Below are 17,459 nucleotides of genomic sequence, written 5' to 3'. Positions count from 1 at the left end.
CTATTCAAACAGCACTATGACAAAAAAACCCGCTAAAGCGCAACCCTAAGCACTTTAGCGGGTAAACACACCCCAATCGTTAAAACTTGTAGCGAACTCCCAGTGCATAGCGAGCGCCAAGCTCATCTAATTTCCACAACATAGCACTTGTTCTGCCGTGTCTACGGATATTTTCATCTGTGATGTTTATCCCTTCAAATGACACCGTAAGATCTTCAGTGATGTCGTAAGAAACATTGAAGTCTATTTGTGAATAGTCTTCGGTATAGCCCGGCTCATTAATGTACTGAGAGGTTGTATCAAGGAACTTATCACGCCAGTTGTAGGCAATACGCGCTTGCAAAGCATCTTTCTCATACATCAAGATGAGGTTTGCTGTGTCACTTAGTCCCACAAGGGCAAACTGAGTTATCGATGGATTTGCGTCATTATCAAAACCAATATCACCTTGCACTGTGGTGTAGTTAGCCAGTACCCCGAAGCCGCTATCACCAAAGAAGTGCTGCGCAGCAAGTTCGAAACCGTAAATATTCGCCGCTTTATTGTTAACAGGTTTAGAGTTAATGAAGGTAATCAACGGATCTTCGCTATTGGGCAGCACATCGAATTGCTGCTCAAACTGTTCGTCAGTCAATGAGTCATACTCGATACCGTTTTCCATCGCAGCAACCATGTTAAACAATGACGTATCATTAATTGGAATACCACGCGCCTCTAATTCAGCGCGAGCCGCCTCTGCACGCGGTCCATTGGTAACGTCTCTCAACCCAAAGATATTTTCTTCAACTTGTTCATTACCGATAAAGTTCTTAACACGCTTATCGTAAAAACCAACCGACACATAGCTTGTCTCATCGAAATAATATTCGAACGAAAGATCAAGGTTGTCTGACTCTAATGGTATTAGCGATGGGTTACCTGAACTCGCGGTGGCGGTAATGCTGTCAGTAAGAATTGTCGGCCCGCTTTGAGGCGATACTGTCGCAGCGGCGCTCAAGTTGTTGTACGTGGGTCGCGCTATTGTCTTACTGTAAGAGAATCGCGCAATCATGTTTTCAACAACTTCGATATCGAAATCTAATGCAGGAAGTACATGGTCGTAACTTGATTCAACTTCAACATCTTCCATATCGCTTCCAAAACGGACGTTGAAGTCATTATTACCTTCCCACGCAATGCCGCTAGGTAAACTTATATTTGCAATTGAAGTTACATCGGTATTTTCGTAGCGTACACCTGCCAACAGGTTGTACTCCATGCCGTTTAACTCGCCAGATAAATCCAATTCGAAATACACCGCAGTTATGTCTTCTTCAATAGTACGGTTAGTTGCAAACGGGTTGTTGGCAAGAAAATCAAAACCGTATTCTTGAGCAGCAAATGCACCAATTTGCGCAACGCTACCGGTAAAGCCCTGAGAGAACATCCCCTCAGTATTGAAATCGCTAAACTCACTCGCCAAATCCAGCGGTGTTAAAGAACCAGCAGGAAGCTCACCCGGGTTCTCAATTCCCCAGTTGCCCATGGTGTGGCGGGTTAGAGATTGGAGCGATGTGCTCTCCATTGAGCGTGACTCAATACCAAAGTTAATGCTTCCGGTATCCATAACGTAAGAGCCATCAAGACGAGCTTGAGTAATCTCGGTGTCTTGCGACGAGAAATTCATGTCCAATATCGATGTACCTACATCATCTTGGTCAAGCACGCCATTACCGTTAAGATTATCACGAGCTTCATCGTCAAAATCGACGAACATAATAGGGAAGTCACCTCTGAAATCGACACCTTGCCCTTTAACTACGTTTGCGCCTAAACCAAGATTTGTCCACGTTCCATAGGGCGCATCTGGGCGTCCTTCCGCCGTCGAATTATGAAGGTCGAAGACTAGAGTTAGCTCGTCATTTACGAAGTACTCAAGGTTTAAGCCGATCGATTTGTTTTCGTTGACTTGGTTTAGTTCTTGAAGCGCCAAGCCTAGATCACGAGGTAGCAAATCTCGGCGTTCCTGAGTGATTAATACTGGCGTTTTTACCGTTTCATCATCAAAGGTTAGTTCGGTGAAGTACCTATCATCCATCCATATCGATTGCTCGGCTCGAGCTTCGTATAAGTCTTGCTTTGAATAGGTGTAATCAAGCGTGGCCGTCATTTTTTCTGAAGGAGCAAACTGGAACGTTAGCTGTGCATTCGTTCTTTCACGCTCTCGGTCTGCCATGTAATAACGTAAATCTGAGGGAATGGCGAAAAGCTGTCCCATGGCTGGTGCGTTGTTCAGCACAATTGGGTCACCGCTATCTGGGTTCGCTGGATCAGGTGATTGGGGCACCGTGCCATCAAATGGATTTACGCGCCACTCGTTCACAAACGCACCTTGTGCAGCACTGTCGCGCTGTTGGAATGAACCGGTAAACGTAACGCCAAAGGTATTGTCATCATTGAGGTAATTGATGAAGCCTGATACTTCAGGCGTAACATCATCACCTACACGGTTAGTCGTATCATGCAGTGCTTTTGCGCCTACACTTGCGGTAATGCCATTGTCAGATGCTTGAAAGGGACGTGCTGTTCGTATATTTACCGTAGCCCCAATCCCCCCAGTTGCAATACTCGCTCTACCTGTTTTGTACACTTCAACCGCTCTAACACTTTCAGAAGCAAGGTCAGAAAAATCGAAGGCGCGAGAATTTGCTGCTCCGCCACCACCAGGTAACGCAGAACCAGGCATCGTACGTCCATTCAGCGTTACCATATTGAAGTCAGGTCCAAAACCACGCGCTGTGACTTGGCTTCCTTCACCATTATTCCGACTAATTGAAATACCAGTGATACGCTGTAGTGACTCTGCTAAGTTGGTATCAGGAAATTTACCAATATCTTCTGCTGAGATGGCATCAACAACACCAGCAGAGTCACGCTTGATACCCATCGACTCTTGAACACTACTTCGTATGCCTGATACCTGAATAACTTCTATGTCTTTTTCTGTTTCTTGCGCCGTCGCAGATGACATCACGCCGCTACTCAAAGCGGTCCCGAGTATCAATGACAAACTTGCTGCGATCTTGCTTTTATTTGGTGTTGTTTGTGTCACGGTCTATCTCTCTTTAATAGTGGCTTTTATGTGTGTTGTGAACCTTACGCGCTGCCAGAAAGGGCTTTCCCAAAGAGAAACTAGAACACCCAGACATAAGAAAGCGCTTTCCGAACATTAATTCAACAAAAGTTTAAGATCAACACATTTTTTACAATTAATTCACAGACAACAACTATATAGGAGAACACCAAACTCCTCATAAAAAATATAAAACCATTACATTCAATAATTTACAAGAATACCAAAGCTCTATTAGATTCCGGTATTAGTCATATAAATATTATCAGTCACTTAATTCCATTAACGTAAAAATGACACAAATATGAGAAAGCGCTTTCTAATTGTTTTTTATTTGTGCTATAAACCGCTTTGTTATTTCAGATTCATTGTACTGCCAGCATCCGTTTAGAATTTGTGCAGTAAGAAAAAGGTTATCGACATATGAACAGCATTTCGCTTCCCGCAGGCAGTCCCTTACTCAAAAATTCGTTTCTTTATGGAACTGCCACGTCAAGTTTTCAGATAGAAGGGGATGTCGACAACCGTCTCGAATGTATTTGGGATAGATTTTGTGAACGGCCTTCAGCCATTGCTGATCACTCCAATGGCGATGTCGCCTGTGATCATATTGCTCGCTGGAGAGAAGATTTCGACATTTTGTTAGACTTAAATGTAGACGCTTACCGTTTCTCTATTTCTTGGCCGCGCGTTATCACTCAAGAAGGTGAGCTAAACCCAAAAGGCGTTGCCTTTTATAAAACGCTAGTTGATGCGTTAAATGAAAAAGGCATTAAGCCATTTGTTACCCTTTATCACTGGGATCTCCCGCAGCACCTGGAAGATAAAGGTGGGTGGCTTTACCGACAAACTGCTTTTGCATTTGAAGACTATGTTGACAAAATAACGCGGGCGTTAGGCGAGTCCGTTTTTTCCTATGCAACGTTCAATGAACCTTTTTGCAGTGCTTATTTAGGGTATGAAATAGGCGTACACGCCCCGGGCAGAACGGGTAGAAAATACGGAAGAACTGCGGCTCATCACATTTTGCTAGCACACGGCCTTGGGATGAAGGTGCTTAGAAAAAATGTCCCAAATAGCGAAGCCGGTATAGTATTGAATTTTACGCCATGCTACCCCGCTACACAAAAGAAAGAAGACCTCTTAGCCACCCGCAAAGCAGATGACTATATCAACCAATGGTATATGCAGCCCGTAATGGAGGGAAGCTACCCCGAAGTGTTATTTGATATAGACGAAGCGGATAGACCACCAGTTGAAGCTGGTGATATGGAGACAATCTGTCAGCCCATCGATTTCTTAGGGGTAAATTTCTACACGCGATTACACTATTCTGCGCCCAAAGAGAAAGGCGCATTGTATTTCGAGCATCCTCATCAAGGTCCATTGACCGATATTGGTTGGGAAATCTATCCAAAAGCGCTTTATGATTTACTTACTTCATTAAACGAACGATATACGCTCCCTCCCATTTTTATAACTGAAAATGGTGCTGCAATGGCAGACGAATTCAAAGATGGTCTTGTTAATGATGTGGATCGGGTTGATTACTACAATGCCCATTTAAACATGGTACACAACGCAGTGATTGATGGAGTAGAAGTGAGTGGTTACTTCGCATGGAGCCTCCTTGATAACTTCGAGTGGGCGGAAGGATATGAAAAGCGATTTGGGCTAGTTTATGTGGATTTTGAAACGCAAAAGCGTACGCTTAAACTTAGCGCCAATGCTTATAAAGCGCTCATAGCAAGTCGAACATAACAACAGTGGAAATAGCAATGAACCATAAGCTGACATTAAAAGAAAAAGTGGGTTATGGCATGGGAGACGCTGCGGCTAATTTAGTTTGGCGGGGCGCACTTGCATATTTGGCGGTATTTTATACCGATACTTTCGGTATTACAGCCGCTGCAGCTGCGATGCTATTTCTTGTCGTTCGTCTCTCTGACGGTGTGACCGATATTATCATGGGAATGATTGCTGACAGAACCCAGACTAAGATGGGAAAGTTTCGCCCTTGGATATTAGGCTCCACTCCTTTTCTTGGCCTTTTCATGATCCTTTGCTTTACCACACCTGATCTCTCGTATTCAGGCAAACTCATTTACGCTTACCTGACCTACATCGGACTAACCTTAGCGTATACGGTTAATAATGTACCGTACTCAGCGCTAATGGGCGTGATGACCAGTGATGATAGAGAGCGTACAAGTTTGTCTGGCTTTCGTTTTGCTGGGGCATTCTTTGGTGGACTGCTTGTTATGGGATGTTTGCCTATGCTGGTGGACTTGCTAGGCCAAGGGAACACTGCTGTAGGATATCAATATACCATGTGGTTGTTTGCCACGTTGCTTGTCATATTAATGTGTGTAACAGTTTTTACCACGAAAGAGCGCGTTACGTTGCAGCAGCTTTCAAAGCCTCAAGACACTAAACTCGACTCTCCAAAAACAGAGACAGGTACCCAAGTAGCGCCCGCTCCTCGTTCACTAACATCTGAACTCATCGACTTGGGAAAGCAACTACCGTTAATTCTAGTTCCTCTTTTAGCAATAACCGCCTTCTTTTATTATCGAGACGTTTTAACTGGGGCAATCTTCATTATTGTTATAGCGCTTACTACTATTGCAATTAAACGGTTAACTCGCCGACCGGAAGCCGAGAACACCCGTTCTCAGCAGGATATTATCGACCTGCTTTCCAACAAACCCTGGCTAATTTTGTTAGGAATGGGTTTTCTAACCATGATGTTTAATGGCATCAAATATGGCGTTATTGCCTACTATTTCAAATATTACATGGGCAATGAGCTACTCACAGGCTACTTTTTCATTTCACTGCTGGTGGTGTCGATTTTCGGCGCATTAGCAACGTCCAAATTAGCCGCTATGTTTGGTCGCAAGAAGCTCTTTATTATCGCGCTGTTAGCAAGTAGCGTATTGACCTCTGGCATTTATTTTGTTCCTCAGAAAAGCGTGAGCGCCATATTCATTCTAGGTTGCAGTGCAGAGTTTTTTGCAGCCATATTGCCTACCTTATTTTTCTCTATGCTAGGAGACTCGGCAGACTACAGCGAATATAAGACAGGTCGAAGAGCCACCGGACTCGTCTACTCTGCAGGCTCTTTTGTTCAAAAAACAGGGGGAGGCTTCGCAGGGGCGCTCGTCTTGTTGGTATTAGGAAGCTATGGCTATAACGGTCTTGATATCAATACAATTAATCAAACGCTTCCGGGTATGAAGTCTTTAATGAGTTGGATACCGGCGCTATTTGGCTTTGCTGGCGCGGCGTTAATCTGTCTGTACCCATTAAATGACGAAAAACAAAAAGAAGTTACACAAGCTTTACTCTCTCGACGTAGCGAACAACCGCCGATATCGGCATAATACAGTCAGTTAGAGTGATTGTTTTAGAGAACGAGGTCTTATCACGTGCCCACCATTTATCAAGTTGCCGAGCGTGCAGGTGTTTCTTTATCTACGGTATCCCGCGTATTAAATGGTAAGGCTTCGGTAAACAAAGTACTGAAAGAACGCGTAGAGAAAGCGGTTAAAGAGCTAAATTACCGTCCAAACTCTGTCGCTCGTTCATTGGCAAATAACCGCACTGACAGCGTCGGGGTACTTGTACCTGAACTCAACGCCCCGTTTTTTGGCGATCTGATGCAAGCTGTAGAGTCAACGCTGCGCGCTGCAGATAAACATGTCATTATTTCGGTAGGACGGAATTGCCTAGAAACAGAGAAAGATGCGGTAGAGTTTCTTATTAGCCGTAACTGCGATGCACTCATCATGCATGCAGAAGCATTATCCGATGAGTATTTATTGGAGTTAAACCAGTCGAAACTTCCCGTTGCTTTGGTTAACAGACAGGTGGAAGGGCTACCTGAGGCATGCACTAGCCTCGATAATGAAAAGGGTGGATATCTGGCTACACGCCACTTACTCGAGCTAGGCCATAAGGACATTGCATATATTTCTGGACCGACTGACAAGCGTGACGCGAGCTTGCGCTTGGAAGGACATAAACGCGCCTTGTCGGAAGCAGGGTTGCCCATAAACCCACAGTTGATATTTAACGGCGACTATTCTGAAGAAGACGGGAAGATTGGCTTGTTAGAGCTCATGGCGCGCGATGTGCCTTTCACGGCTTTAGTGTGCGCCAACGATTGGATGGCATCGGGTGCGATAAGCTGCGCGAGAGATTTAGGCATGAGCCTTCCCCATGACTTGTCTGTGGTCGGTTTCGATGACGTGGTATTTGCCCACCATGTTTTTCCTCGTCTTACCACGGTGAGTAACCCAATTGCGGAAATGGCTGAAATGTCAGCCAAGTACATTCTTAATAAAGTATATGGTCAGGCTAATAACGTTCAGCTGTATTTCGAACCTTCCTTGGTTGTTCGGGAATCTACGGTAAAACATGAAGGATGAAGCCAAGCTGGTAAGTCGAAAACCGACTTTCATCTAAACTCTTAATTAAAACTTTCAATTAAGTGCCTTTCGCTCCCAATAGCGCACTTTGCTATCCACCTTAATGATGATACGACCCACAATAGACGCGAAGGCCTGTCTTACAAGTATTTAAGCCAAGGGGCGTGGTGCTTTGATTTATAGGCGCTAAACCATTTAACAGGGAAATAAAGCACTAAACTAAGGCCAGCAGCTATTAACCATATTTGATAAATATGGTCTACGCCCACGTATTTTCCTTTATTCGCCCCCCAAATAAAGAATGCAATACCGTACATCACCAGCAATACGTACAAATGCAGGATGTAGAAAAACATCGGGACCGAGCCAAAGGTGTCGAGAAACGCAAACTGCGTATCCTTAACGCGCTCGAAAGCAAACAACAATAGAAACATGCCGGCCAGCGTAAAGAGCAAAAATGCTAAAGATGGGGGGTATTTGGTCAAATTAAGTAATGACATCAACGTAGTGATGGCACTTTGTTGTAGCTCCCAAGGCAAGGTCTCACCATAAATATTTAAACCGCGAAGTAGGAAAAATAGGCTGAGCGACACTGTAAATAAACCAAGCAACCACCGACCGCGTCGCGCTTTATCAAGCTGTTGACTGTAAAGGGGCCCACATGCATAACCGAGCAGTATTACCCCTATCCAAGGAAGCACGGGATAACTCACTTTAATGTTTAGGGCGGCTGACTGAAGTATATATCCTCTATCGTGCAGCATCGTCCAAAGCGTATAGCCTGTTTCATGTGGAACATAGCTAATTGGCGTTAGTGCATTATGTCCAAAGACAATTAAGAGGCCTAAAATGAGCAACAGAGTTCTTGGAAGATAACTCAATACAGCCAGAGCAATCATGCTGATACCTATGGCCCACATCACCTGAAGATAAAGCGTTTGGAAACTCGCCCCCCAGCTAAACGTAATAAATGTGACCTCTAAGAACAGAATAAACAATCCACGCTTAATTAAGAACTCTCTGACATTGCGTGTCGGCTTGGCCTTATTCGCTGAGTCCATTGGATTGGCATAGAGCCATGCAGACAGCCCCGTCAAAAACACAAATGTGGGTGCACAGTAATGGGCGGCTAATCGTGTGAAAAATAGAGAAGGTGACGTGGTATCGATATCCATAGGATCGGATACCTGCAAATGCAGAAAAAAGCGCTCTCGCACGTGATCGATAAGCATAATCAGCATGACCAAGCCACGCATCATATCGATGCTTCGAATACGGTTTCGTTGAATACTAGAAGACATTTTAGCCATTACATCAAGGAGGAAATATTTGCTATCAACACAACTTCGTTCAGAATTTAACGGTAGTTTTAGCCACTCACAGCATCGATAGTTAAACGATTAACCCAATGCTATAACATTGCAGTAAACAGTGGCAATTATTTGCTTCGAATATACTAATGATGCGTTCAACAGCATAATAAGAAATACTAGAAGAAAAACGGAGTCACTATGAAATATCTATTGTTAGGTCTGGTCATGCTTGCTGTTGCGACGACGGCCGTTGCGAACAACGACCGCGACGCAGTGAATCAGACACTTAATGCTCTACATCACAATGCGTCTATTGCAGACTTTGAGCAGTATTTTGGTTTGTATCACGACAGCGCGATCTTTATTGGCACCGACGCATCTGAGGTATGGACCAAAGAAGCGTTTAAGGCGTATGCCAAACCTCACTTTGACAAGGGCAGAGGATGGACATACCACCCGCGAGACAGGCATATCTATTTTTCCCCTAATCACGATGTAGCCTGGTTCGATGAACTGCTCGATAATGAAAGCCTGGGAGAAACACGAGGCACGGGTGTCTTAATAAAAGAGGGAGCGAAGTGGAAAGTAACCCAATACCATTTAACGATCCCTATCCCCAACGCGCTTGCAGATAGCGTTGCTAATCAAATTAAAACCATGCAATAAAAAAGCCCCGACGTAACGGGGCCTTTGTTTCTCTTTAGGTCTTAACTACCTTTAGGTATTAGACTGTGTGAGTGGTTGAATTTCCATCTCTACTCGACGGTTCATCGAGCGGTTTGCTGCACTATTGTTAGGTACTTTAGGTGCGTATTCGCCCATACCTACCGTCGTGATACGCGTCGGGTTAACGGAATAGTTAATAAGTAAATTCTTAACCGCTCCTGCACGACGCTCAGATAAAGACTGGTTGTACTGCTCAGAGCCAGTGTCATCCGTATGACCTTTGATCATAAGAACGGTTTTTTCGTAATTGTTTACGACTTTGGCAACGTCTTGAAGAACCGGATTGAAGTTAGGGCTGATGCTAGAACTGTCAGTAGCAAAGGTAATGTCGCCCGGCATGATCAATCGCAGATTATCGCCTTCTCGCACAACTTGAACGCCGGTATCAGAAAGCTCATTTCGAAGCTCTTCTTCCTGTTTGTCCATGTAGTTACCTATCGCACCACCTGCGATTGCACCTACCGCAGCGCCCCACGCATAACGACTTTTGTCGTTATCACCTGTCGCTTTACCCAGCAATGCGCCTACTACCGCACCAATAGCGGCACCTTTTTGCGTATTATTCGGATCAGTTGCGCAACCTGCTACCGTTAGTGACGCAGCAATCAAACTTACAGCAAGAGTCTTTTTCATAACTTCCTCTTATTTCAATTAAAAGCTCAATATTGATGAGTTGCATTTATCCATTGCCACTCTCAATAAGCTCAGTGTTAGTTTTGCATTAAACAACTACAGTGATAGCAATTAGCGTTCCACTGGCAAATATTCTGTATGTAAGCAATAACGAGTATCTGAGCGCCACTAGTTCGTTTCCTGCTTAACTTTTCCTAAAAATCAGCACTCAAAGGCACTACAGCACTTCATGTTTAGAGGATTGTAGGACATCAAACCTGAACGTTAGCTAAATGAACGTTGGAATAAAGAAGAAAAGATGCGTTGGTACACAGTGTAAATACTACACTGTGTTGCTAAAAAGTAACGTTTTAGCCTATTGAAACTGAACGCTCAAAAAATGCGTTCACATCAATCTTATAGTCAGACGCTATGACGGCTTTGTTGATACTGATTGTTTTATCCGATGATAGGTCAACATCTTTCGGCGTTAGATAGTGGTTACTGCGAACCGAATAAAAAACCTTTACGAGTGGCGTAAGCGGGGAGTCTCTCTGTTCAAGCACCATCGCTAATTTATCATTTGATAATAGAACTAGGCTCCCTACGGGATAAACGCCCAGACACTTTATAAACTGTTGAACAAGTGACTGGTCAAGACGCGTTGGCGCATCACTCATCAAAATAGAGAATGCCTTTTGGCTAGACATACCGGCCTTATACACCCGGTCCGCGGTGAGTGCATCGTACATATCGGCAATGGCAAGCATTCGGCCCGCTTGGCTAATATCCTCACCTTTGGTCCCAGCAGGGTAGCCTAATCCATCCAATCGCTCATGATGCTCACTAATCGCTTGAATCAGTGGCTGCGCAATTTCCGTACTTTTTAAATAGTCGACCCCGTGCTTTACATGACCTTTCATGATCTCCATTTCGCTGTCCGTAAGGCGGCCTGGCTTATGAAGAATTTCATCTGGAATTTTGATTTTGCCCAAGTCGTGTAGAAAGCCAGCATAGGAAAGGTCTTGCACCTCTTCTTCAGACATCCCTAAATACTTGCCAAAATTGGCGAGTAAAATAGCAACGTTCAGAGAATGCTCTAGTAAATAGTCGTCTTTTTCTCGAATTTTAGTCAGACAAAGCAACGCATCGGGGTTTCTATCTACCGACTCTACCAACTTGTTTGAAAATGCTTTGGGAATACTCGCATCAAAAGGCGTCTCTTTTTGTACATTGGCAAGTAACAACTTTTGAATTGCCTTTCCTTGCTCGTGAAGCTTTGCGGCTCTTACCAGCTCATTTTCTAGTGATACTTTTTTTGATTTTACCGGCTGATCAGAAGGCGAGTTTTGGTGCTTTTCCACAGTGGCCGATGAGCTAGGTTGCTCAACGTTAAACGCCTTATCTGTATCAATGGCGAGGGTTTTCACACCTCGCTTTCTAAGTGTTTTAACCACGTCATCAGACGTAACGCGGCCTTGGCTCGTAACCCTCAACGCACCTTTTTGCTCTAAAATTTGATGAACAAACATGCCTGGCACTAACTGATCAATAGTAATCTTTTTTATCATCTTATATGCACTGCACTATATTAATCGCCGTATATTTGCTAACTGCTTTCATATAAAAAGTGAAAGCTCAGTACTCTAACTCTACTAGTATAGTGTGTAAATCTGGCTTCCAACCAAACTTCGTCATATTCACTCGGTAGTTTTTAACGACCACACCTTCCTCTGCTAATCGCTCTCGCTGCTCATCCGCTTTATCAGAGCCAGCAGGAAAAGCAATTTTACCGTCTGCACGTAGTACGCGATGCCAGTGGCAGTCAGCATTTATCTCTCTTAAACACTTTCCCATCATTCTAGCTCTGCCGGGTAATCCACACAGGTCAGCGAGCAAGGCGTAACTTATTACCTGTCCCTCAGGCACTAAAGAAAGCGTTTTCTCTACTCGAGATTGTATTGCTTCATTTGGCATGTTGTATATTATCCTATCTATTAAGTTACTTAGTTAATAAGTGCGATAAACGTTCAAAAGAGAATAAAGAAATTCAGTTATGCGCCTTTATTGTGAACACTGTGGATATCCTCAAAAAACCTGTATTTGCTCTCACATTAACACAGTAGATACATCGTTAGAGATTGTGATAATTCAACACGAAAAAGAAGCACTTCACGCCAAGAATACGGCGCGCTTAGTTTCATTGTGTATTCCTTCGACGCGAATCATACTTGCTAATGATGTCGTCGCTATGCAATCCCTATCCGAACACTGCTCACGTCGACATTCAGTGCTTGTTTACCCAAGTGAATGCAGTACACCGATAGAAAATGTCGATGCCGTTGCACGTTCTGAGATCACAACGCTAATTCTAATAGATGGAAGTTGGAAACAAGCATTTGGTTTAGTTAAACAGAACCCATGGTTAACAAAGTTACCAGCGTTTCACTTCATTTCTGCACCCACTTCTAACTATGCTATTCGTCATACAACATTAAGCAATGCACTTTCCACGCTAGAAGCAACAGCTTATGCACTACAGTGCTTAAATCAAATCGACGTTTCTGAGCTTTACAGAGCACAGACAGCCTTACAAGATAAGTGGCAAGGCCCTATGTCACATAGAAGGCATTTGTAGCGTAGAACTTCGTTTAGCGCACATTACGCGTTCATGGGAATGAAGCCCTTTTGATCTTTGACTAAACTTATCCAATTTCGAATGGCAGGATAGGCGGAAAGGTCAAACCCGCCCTCGTGGGCAACGTGGGTATACGCAAACAATGAAATATCCGCAAGAGTTAACATGTCACCTAGCAAAAACGGCGTAGTTTTAAGTTGATGCTCCATGACAGCTAGTGCGCGATATCCACCCGCTTGTTTAGATTCGTACTCCGCTTTCCTGTCCTCGGGTAGCCCTAAATAAACATTGATGTAACGAGCAACGGCGATATAAGGCTCGTGACTGTATTGTTCGAAAAACTGCCACTGTAAAAGCTGCGAGAAACTATAGGGAGAAGAGGGGATTAAAGGAGTGTTAGATGCTAGATAGTGCATGATGGCATTGGATTCTGACAACACCCTGCCGTCGTCTAGTTCAAGCAACGGAATTTTCCCATTAGGGGTCTTTTCTAGGAAAGAAGGAGCCCGTGTTTCTCCTTTCATAATGTCCACATCAATCCATTCGCAGGTTTTACCTAACAAAGAAAGAAGCAGTTGGAGCTTGTAACAGTTTCCTGAACGCGTGTCGCCGTATATTCGCACAAGATGAGTTCCTTAAATGTAGAGATTTAAGTAGCCATAGCTTTTAATCATTTTGACTTTTTGCTAAGTGTCAAACGAGTAAAATGCACTACGCTTCGCTAAAAATTCCAAAATGGATTTGTATCACAGAATGTTTCTTTTACGTACAATAGCCTTTCAATTTCTTTGCTTTTTTCTGCTACCAAGCTCTGTTTAATTAACTCTGCTATTCTTTCATCGATCTCTTCCGATAATGTGTGCTTTATCTTTCTGATTTGATGATAAAAATATATTAGTGGAGTGAACAGAAACACCGCAAAAAATACAAACAGGCTGCAAATAAAAATCAAATCAAAAAGGTGAATTGGCTGGTTTATCCAAAAAATAGGAATGACCAAAAAAACTATAGACGTAGTCATTAGTGTTGTTACGGTAAGGCTTATTACGTACTTATAAAGCTTTAATTTCCCCATAGCATCAACAGTATCGTTAGACAAAAACTTCCATAAATACCTGTTTACTGTCGTCAACTGCATGACAAAAAGAGATAGGAGCAACCAAAAAGGTATCGCGCTCATTGCAACAATAAACACTTCTTTCTCGTCGATCCGTTCTATAACACCTTCCGAGATCATGTATAGCAAAGGCATCATAAATCCTACAGATATCGCCCATACCAGTTGCTTTTTAAACTGCTCAGACAAGATTCTTCTATGCAAGCCAAATTCATTGTGTTTTTTAATAGTATTAAGAATTAATAGAAGGTTATTAGCCACTTTTTGTTGAAGTACTCTGATTGCTAACAGAAAGACTCCGCTAAGCAGAGATGTCCCTATGGCTGTATTTAGATCTCGTTGCGCATCACTAGATTCTACGGGGAATTGAATAGTGCCAGAAAAGCAATGCAAAACAATCATGAAAAGGATTAGCAGTACTGGGTACATCAGGTTGTCGAATAAAACATTGTGTTTCATATGTTTAAACGTATTAGCTTGCTCATGGTTACCTATCAAACTTAGGAAACAAAAAGCGCTAAACTCCACATTATTGTTATGAAGGATAGGCAAGCAGCTAGCCTTACTTTATCCCGCCTTTCGAATAGCCTCATTGAAAGAATACTTAGCCTTTCCAGCTCTTGATCACATCTTTCATATTGCTCTAGCTTATCAGACGAAATCTTACATTCCATTTCTTCTAGAAGTTTACTGCTTACATTCGACTTCTCCTTTAACCACTGAGACTTCAGCCTCACGACAGGAAAAAAGAGATAAACACCGATTACTAGCGAAAATAAAAGCGTCATCAAAATGTCGTAGATAGGTATGTTTTTTCCTAACCAAAAAATGGGGAATAGTGAAATAGCCCCTAGTGAGAGGGTAGCATTCACTAAGGAGAGTCTTGCTAAAGAAGAAAGAGAGTTTAAGTGGTCGTAATAGTTCTCGGTTTGGATAAGTACATGATCTTTTAAGTAACTAACATTCGACGAGGATTGCGCTAAGAAAAGAAAAAACAAAAACCAAAATAAAACAGCACTAATCGTTATTATATATTGGTAAAACTGTACGTCATTAAGAAGAAGGTTCTCAACAAGAACATATACAACGGTATTTAAGATGGCGATAAATAGGCAATTGGCTGATTGTAGTTGAAATTTGCTTGATAACTTTTGCCTGTGCTTATTCAAATGACTCAACTGACTTGTTTTTACAAGAATTGAGATCAAAGTACTTACTACATTTTTATGATTTAGCTGAATACAAAACCAAAAATAGCCTGATAGTAAACTCATAGCTATTGCAGTGTTGAAATCTCTTAAGCCCCCCTCTTTAATGGGTAAAACTAATGCTCCCGAGAAGTAATGCACCATAAGGAGTACAGCAACCAACAATGCTGGATACAGTCCTATAAATGCACCGTTGTGTACATTAGCGTAGGGATTGAGCTTCATTAATAATATTTTTACTAGCAGATAAAGTAGAGCACCTAAGCCGTATTTCTGACTCAGTGCACTAGTGTACTTTAGATCAAAGAAAACCTTACAACCTTAAGCGCTAATAACGATGTAAGCAATAAAAATAAACGTAAGAGAATGTGAACGACCACTTTTCGTTCGGCAATAAAAAACCCGCCATTTGGCGGGTTTTTTCAAAGCTGTGCTTTTTACTTGCGTAACTTCTGAATAAGACGAAGTTGAGCAATAGCTTCTGCAAGCTCGTGAGCTGCTTCAGCGTAGTTAAAGTCAGCGCCTGGGTTGGCGATGTGCTCTTCTGCACGTCGTTTGGCTTCTTCTGCTGCCTGCTCGTCAAGATCTTCAGCTCGAACCGCGGTATCAGCCAGTACGGTAACATTGCCAGGTTGTACTTCTAGTACACCACCAGCAACATAGATTACTTCTTCTTCACCGTGCTGTTTAACCAAACGCACCATACCAGGTTTAATAGCAGAGATAAGTGGCGCGTGCCCTGGGTGAATACCCAGCTCACCTTCGCTACCTGTCACTTGAATCGTTTCAACAAGACCCGAGAAAATTTGTTTCTCAGCGCTTACTACGTCCAAATGTACTGTCATTGCCATGTGAACCTCCTGATTAGGTACGTTAGCATGATGCTAGGCTAGCCACTGCTAGCCTCGTCATTATGCTTTCTTGGCTTTCTCTAGCGCTTCTTCGATAGAACCAACCATGTAGAAGGCTTGCTCTGGAAGGTGATCGTACTCACCGTCTAGAATGCCTTTGAAGCCACTGATTGTGTCTTTTAGCGATACATATTTACCAGGTGCACCAGTAAATACTTCTGCTACGAAGAACGGCTGAGATAGGAAACGCTGAATCTTACGAGCACGTGATACCACTTGCTTGTCTTCTTCAGATAGTTCGTCCATACCTAGGATCGCGATGATGTCTTTCAGCTCTTTATAGCGCTGAAGAACAGTCTGTACGCCACGTGCTACGTCATAGTGCTCTTGACCGATTACTAACGGGTCTAGCTGACGAGACGTTGAATCTAGTGGGTCTACCGCTGGGTAGATACCAAGAGACGCGATATCACGAGAAAGTACAACCGTTGCATCCAAGTGAGCAAAGGTTGTCGCTGGAGATGGGTCAGTCAAGTCATCCGCAGGTACGTATACCGCTTGGATTGAAGTGATTGAACCTGTCTTCGTTGACGTAATACGTTCCTGAAGTACACCCATCTCTTCTGCAAGAGTAGGCTGGTAACCTACCGCAGATGGCATACGACCTAGAAGTGCTGATACTTCAGTACCTGCTAGGGTATAACGATAGATGTTATCTACGAAGAATAGAACGTCACGGCCTTCGTCACGGAACTTCTCAGCCATTGTTAGACCGGTAAGTGCAACACGTAGACGGTTACCCGGTGGCTCGTTCATCTGACCGTATACAAGCGATACTTTATCAAGTACGTTTGAATCATTCATTTCGTGATAGAAGTCATTACCCTCACGCGTACGCTCACCAACACCAGCGAATACTGAGAAACCGCTGTGCTCGATTGCGATGTTACGGATAAGTTCCATCATGTTTACGGTTTTACCTACACCCGCACCACCGAATAGACCAACTTTACCACCTTTAGCGAATGGACAAACCAAGTCGATTACTTTGATACCAGTTTCTAGTAGTTCTACCGAGCTAGACTGTTCTTCGTAGCTAGGCGCTTCACGGTGAATAGACATACGCTCTTCTTCACCAATTGGGCCTGCTTCGTCGATTGGGTTACCCAATACGTCCATGATACGACCAAGTGTCTTCGTACCAACTGGAACCATGATTGGGTTACCGGTATTTTCCACTGTAAGACCACGTTTTAGTCCGTCAGTAGTACCTAGTGCGATGCCACGAACAACACCGCCACCTAATTGCTGTTGCACTTCCAGGGTTAGACCTGACAAGTCACCTTCGGTAACTCGTAGTGCGTCATAAACTCTTGGTACCGCATCTTGTGGAAACTCAATATCCACAACGGCGCCAATGATTTGGACGACCTTACCTTGACTCATAAT

General features: G+C 43.3%; 15 protein-coding genes. 5 read left to right on the top strand and 10 right to left on the bottom strand.

The window, feature by feature from the left end; all coding sequences use genetic code 11:
• Positions 1-79: 79 nt before the first annotated feature.
• Positions 80-3,010 (bottom strand): TonB-dependent receptor, encoded by a 2,931-nt coding sequence (locus MHN09_RS02335; protein WP_014977831.1) that lies wholly within the window; start codon positions 3,008-3,010, stop codon positions 80-82.
• A gap of 525 nt (positions 3,011-3,535) precedes the next feature.
• Between MHN09_RS02335 and MHN09_RS02330 the strand changes: the two genes are divergently transcribed.
• Genes MHN09_RS02330 through MHN09_RS02320 form a run of 3 tightly spaced genes read left to right on the top strand, consistent with a single transcriptional unit; the run spans position 3,536 to position 7,545 of the window.
• Positions 3,536-4,873: a GH1 family beta-glucosidase gene (locus MHN09_RS02330; RefSeq protein WP_239238898.1), complete on the top strand. Its 1,338-nt coding sequence runs from the start codon at positions 3,536-3,538 to the stop codon at positions 4,871-4,873.
• A 17-nt stretch (positions 4,874-4,890) separates the two neighbouring features.
• Positions 4,891-6,498 (top strand): MFS transporter, encoded by a 1,608-nt coding sequence (locus MHN09_RS02325; RefSeq protein WP_239238896.1) that lies wholly within the window; start codon positions 4,891-4,893, stop codon positions 6,496-6,498.
• Positions 6,499-6,543: 45 nt separating this feature from the next.
• Positions 6,544-7,545 (top strand): LacI family DNA-binding transcriptional regulator, encoded by a 1,002-nt coding sequence (locus MHN09_RS02320; RefSeq protein WP_239238893.1) that lies wholly within the window; start codon positions 6,544-6,546, stop codon positions 7,543-7,545.
• Between the two features lie 140 nt (positions 7,546-7,685).
• Here MHN09_RS02320 and MHN09_RS02315 read toward each other — a convergent pair whose 3' ends face one another.
• Positions 7,686-8,855 carry a heparan-alpha-glucosaminide N-acetyltransferase domain-containing protein gene (locus MHN09_RS02315; protein WP_239238890.1) on the bottom strand — a complete coding sequence of 390 codons (1,170 nt, stop codon included), beginning with the start codon at positions 8,853-8,855 and terminating at the stop codon, positions 7,686-7,688.
• A 201-nt stretch (positions 8,856-9,056) separates the two neighbouring features.
• On the opposite strand from MHN09_RS02315, the gene MHN09_RS02310 reads away from it, so the two are divergent.
• The gene (locus MHN09_RS02310) at positions 9,057-9,524 is read left to right on the top strand and encodes a nuclear transport factor 2 family protein (RefSeq protein ID WP_014977834.1); all 468 of its coding nucleotides are present in this window, start codon (positions 9,057-9,059) and stop codon (positions 9,522-9,524) included.
• Between the two features lie 51 nt (positions 9,525-9,575).
• Here MHN09_RS02310 and MHN09_RS02305 read toward each other — a convergent pair whose 3' ends face one another.
• The 3 genes from MHN09_RS02305 to MHN09_RS02295 form a co-directional block, all read right to left on the bottom strand.
• On the bottom strand, positions 9,576-10,217 hold the full coding sequence (locus MHN09_RS02305; RefSeq protein WP_014951442.1) for an OmpA family protein: 642 nt from the start codon (positions 10,215-10,217) through the stop codon (positions 9,576-9,578).
• Positions 10,218-10,567: 350 nt separating this feature from the next.
• Entirely contained in the window at positions 10,568-11,767 is a 1,200-nt protein-coding gene (locus tag MHN09_RS02300) for an HD-GYP domain-containing protein (RefSeq protein ID WP_075177149.1), read from the bottom strand.
• A 67-nt stretch (positions 11,768-11,834) separates the two neighbouring features.
• The gene (locus tag MHN09_RS02295) at positions 11,835-12,173 is read right to left on the bottom strand and encodes an MGMT family protein (protein ID WP_239238887.1); all 339 of its coding nucleotides are present in this window, start codon (positions 12,171-12,173) and stop codon (positions 11,835-11,837) included.
• 79 nt (positions 12,174-12,252) lie between these two features.
• Here MHN09_RS02295 and MHN09_RS02290 point away from each other — a divergent pair, with 79 nt between their 5' ends.
• On the top strand, positions 12,253-12,834 hold the full coding sequence (locus MHN09_RS02290) for a tRNA-uridine aminocarboxypropyltransferase (RefSeq protein WP_239238884.1): 582 nt from the start codon (positions 12,253-12,255) through the stop codon (positions 12,832-12,834).
• A 23-nt stretch (positions 12,835-12,857) separates the two neighbouring features.
• Here the strand turns inward: MHN09_RS02290 and MHN09_RS02285 are convergent, their stop codons facing one another.
• From MHN09_RS02285 to atpD, 5 genes are all read right to left on the bottom strand, one after another.
• Complete coding sequence (locus MHN09_RS02285; protein WP_239238881.1) at positions 12,858-13,457, bottom strand: glutathione S-transferase family protein; 600 nt, start codon at positions 13,455-13,457, stop codon at positions 12,858-12,860.
• A 98-nt stretch (positions 13,458-13,555) separates the two neighbouring features.
• Entirely contained in the window at positions 13,556-14,410 is an 855-nt protein-coding gene (locus MHN09_RS02280) for a hypothetical protein (protein ID WP_239238878.1), read from the bottom strand.
• Between the two features lie 41 nt (positions 14,411-14,451).
• Entirely contained in the window at positions 14,452-15,384 is a 933-nt protein-coding gene (locus MHN09_RS02275; RefSeq protein WP_239238876.1) for a hypothetical protein, read from the bottom strand.
• A gap of 212 nt (positions 15,385-15,596) precedes the next feature.
• Positions 15,597-16,010 (bottom strand): F0F1 ATP synthase subunit epsilon, encoded by a 414-nt coding sequence (locus MHN09_RS02270; RefSeq protein WP_061096276.1) that lies wholly within the window; start codon positions 16,008-16,010, stop codon positions 15,597-15,599.
• A gap of 60 nt (positions 16,011-16,070) precedes the next feature.
• Positions 16,071-17,456 (bottom strand): F0F1 ATP synthase subunit beta, encoded by a 1,386-nt coding sequence (gene atpD / locus MHN09_RS02265; protein ID WP_239238874.1) that lies wholly within the window; start codon positions 17,454-17,456, stop codon positions 16,071-16,073.
• Between the last annotated feature and the right edge of the window lie 3 nt (positions 17,457-17,459).

It is taken from the genome of Alteromonas sp. MmMcT2-5, from assembly GCF_022348315.1.
Classification (GTDB): Bacteria; Pseudomonadota; Gammaproteobacteria; order Enterobacterales; family Alteromonadaceae; genus Alteromonas; species Alteromonas macleodii.
The sequence above is the reverse complement of the archived record's forward strand: the minus strand, read 5'-3'. Positions and strand labels throughout refer to the sequence as shown.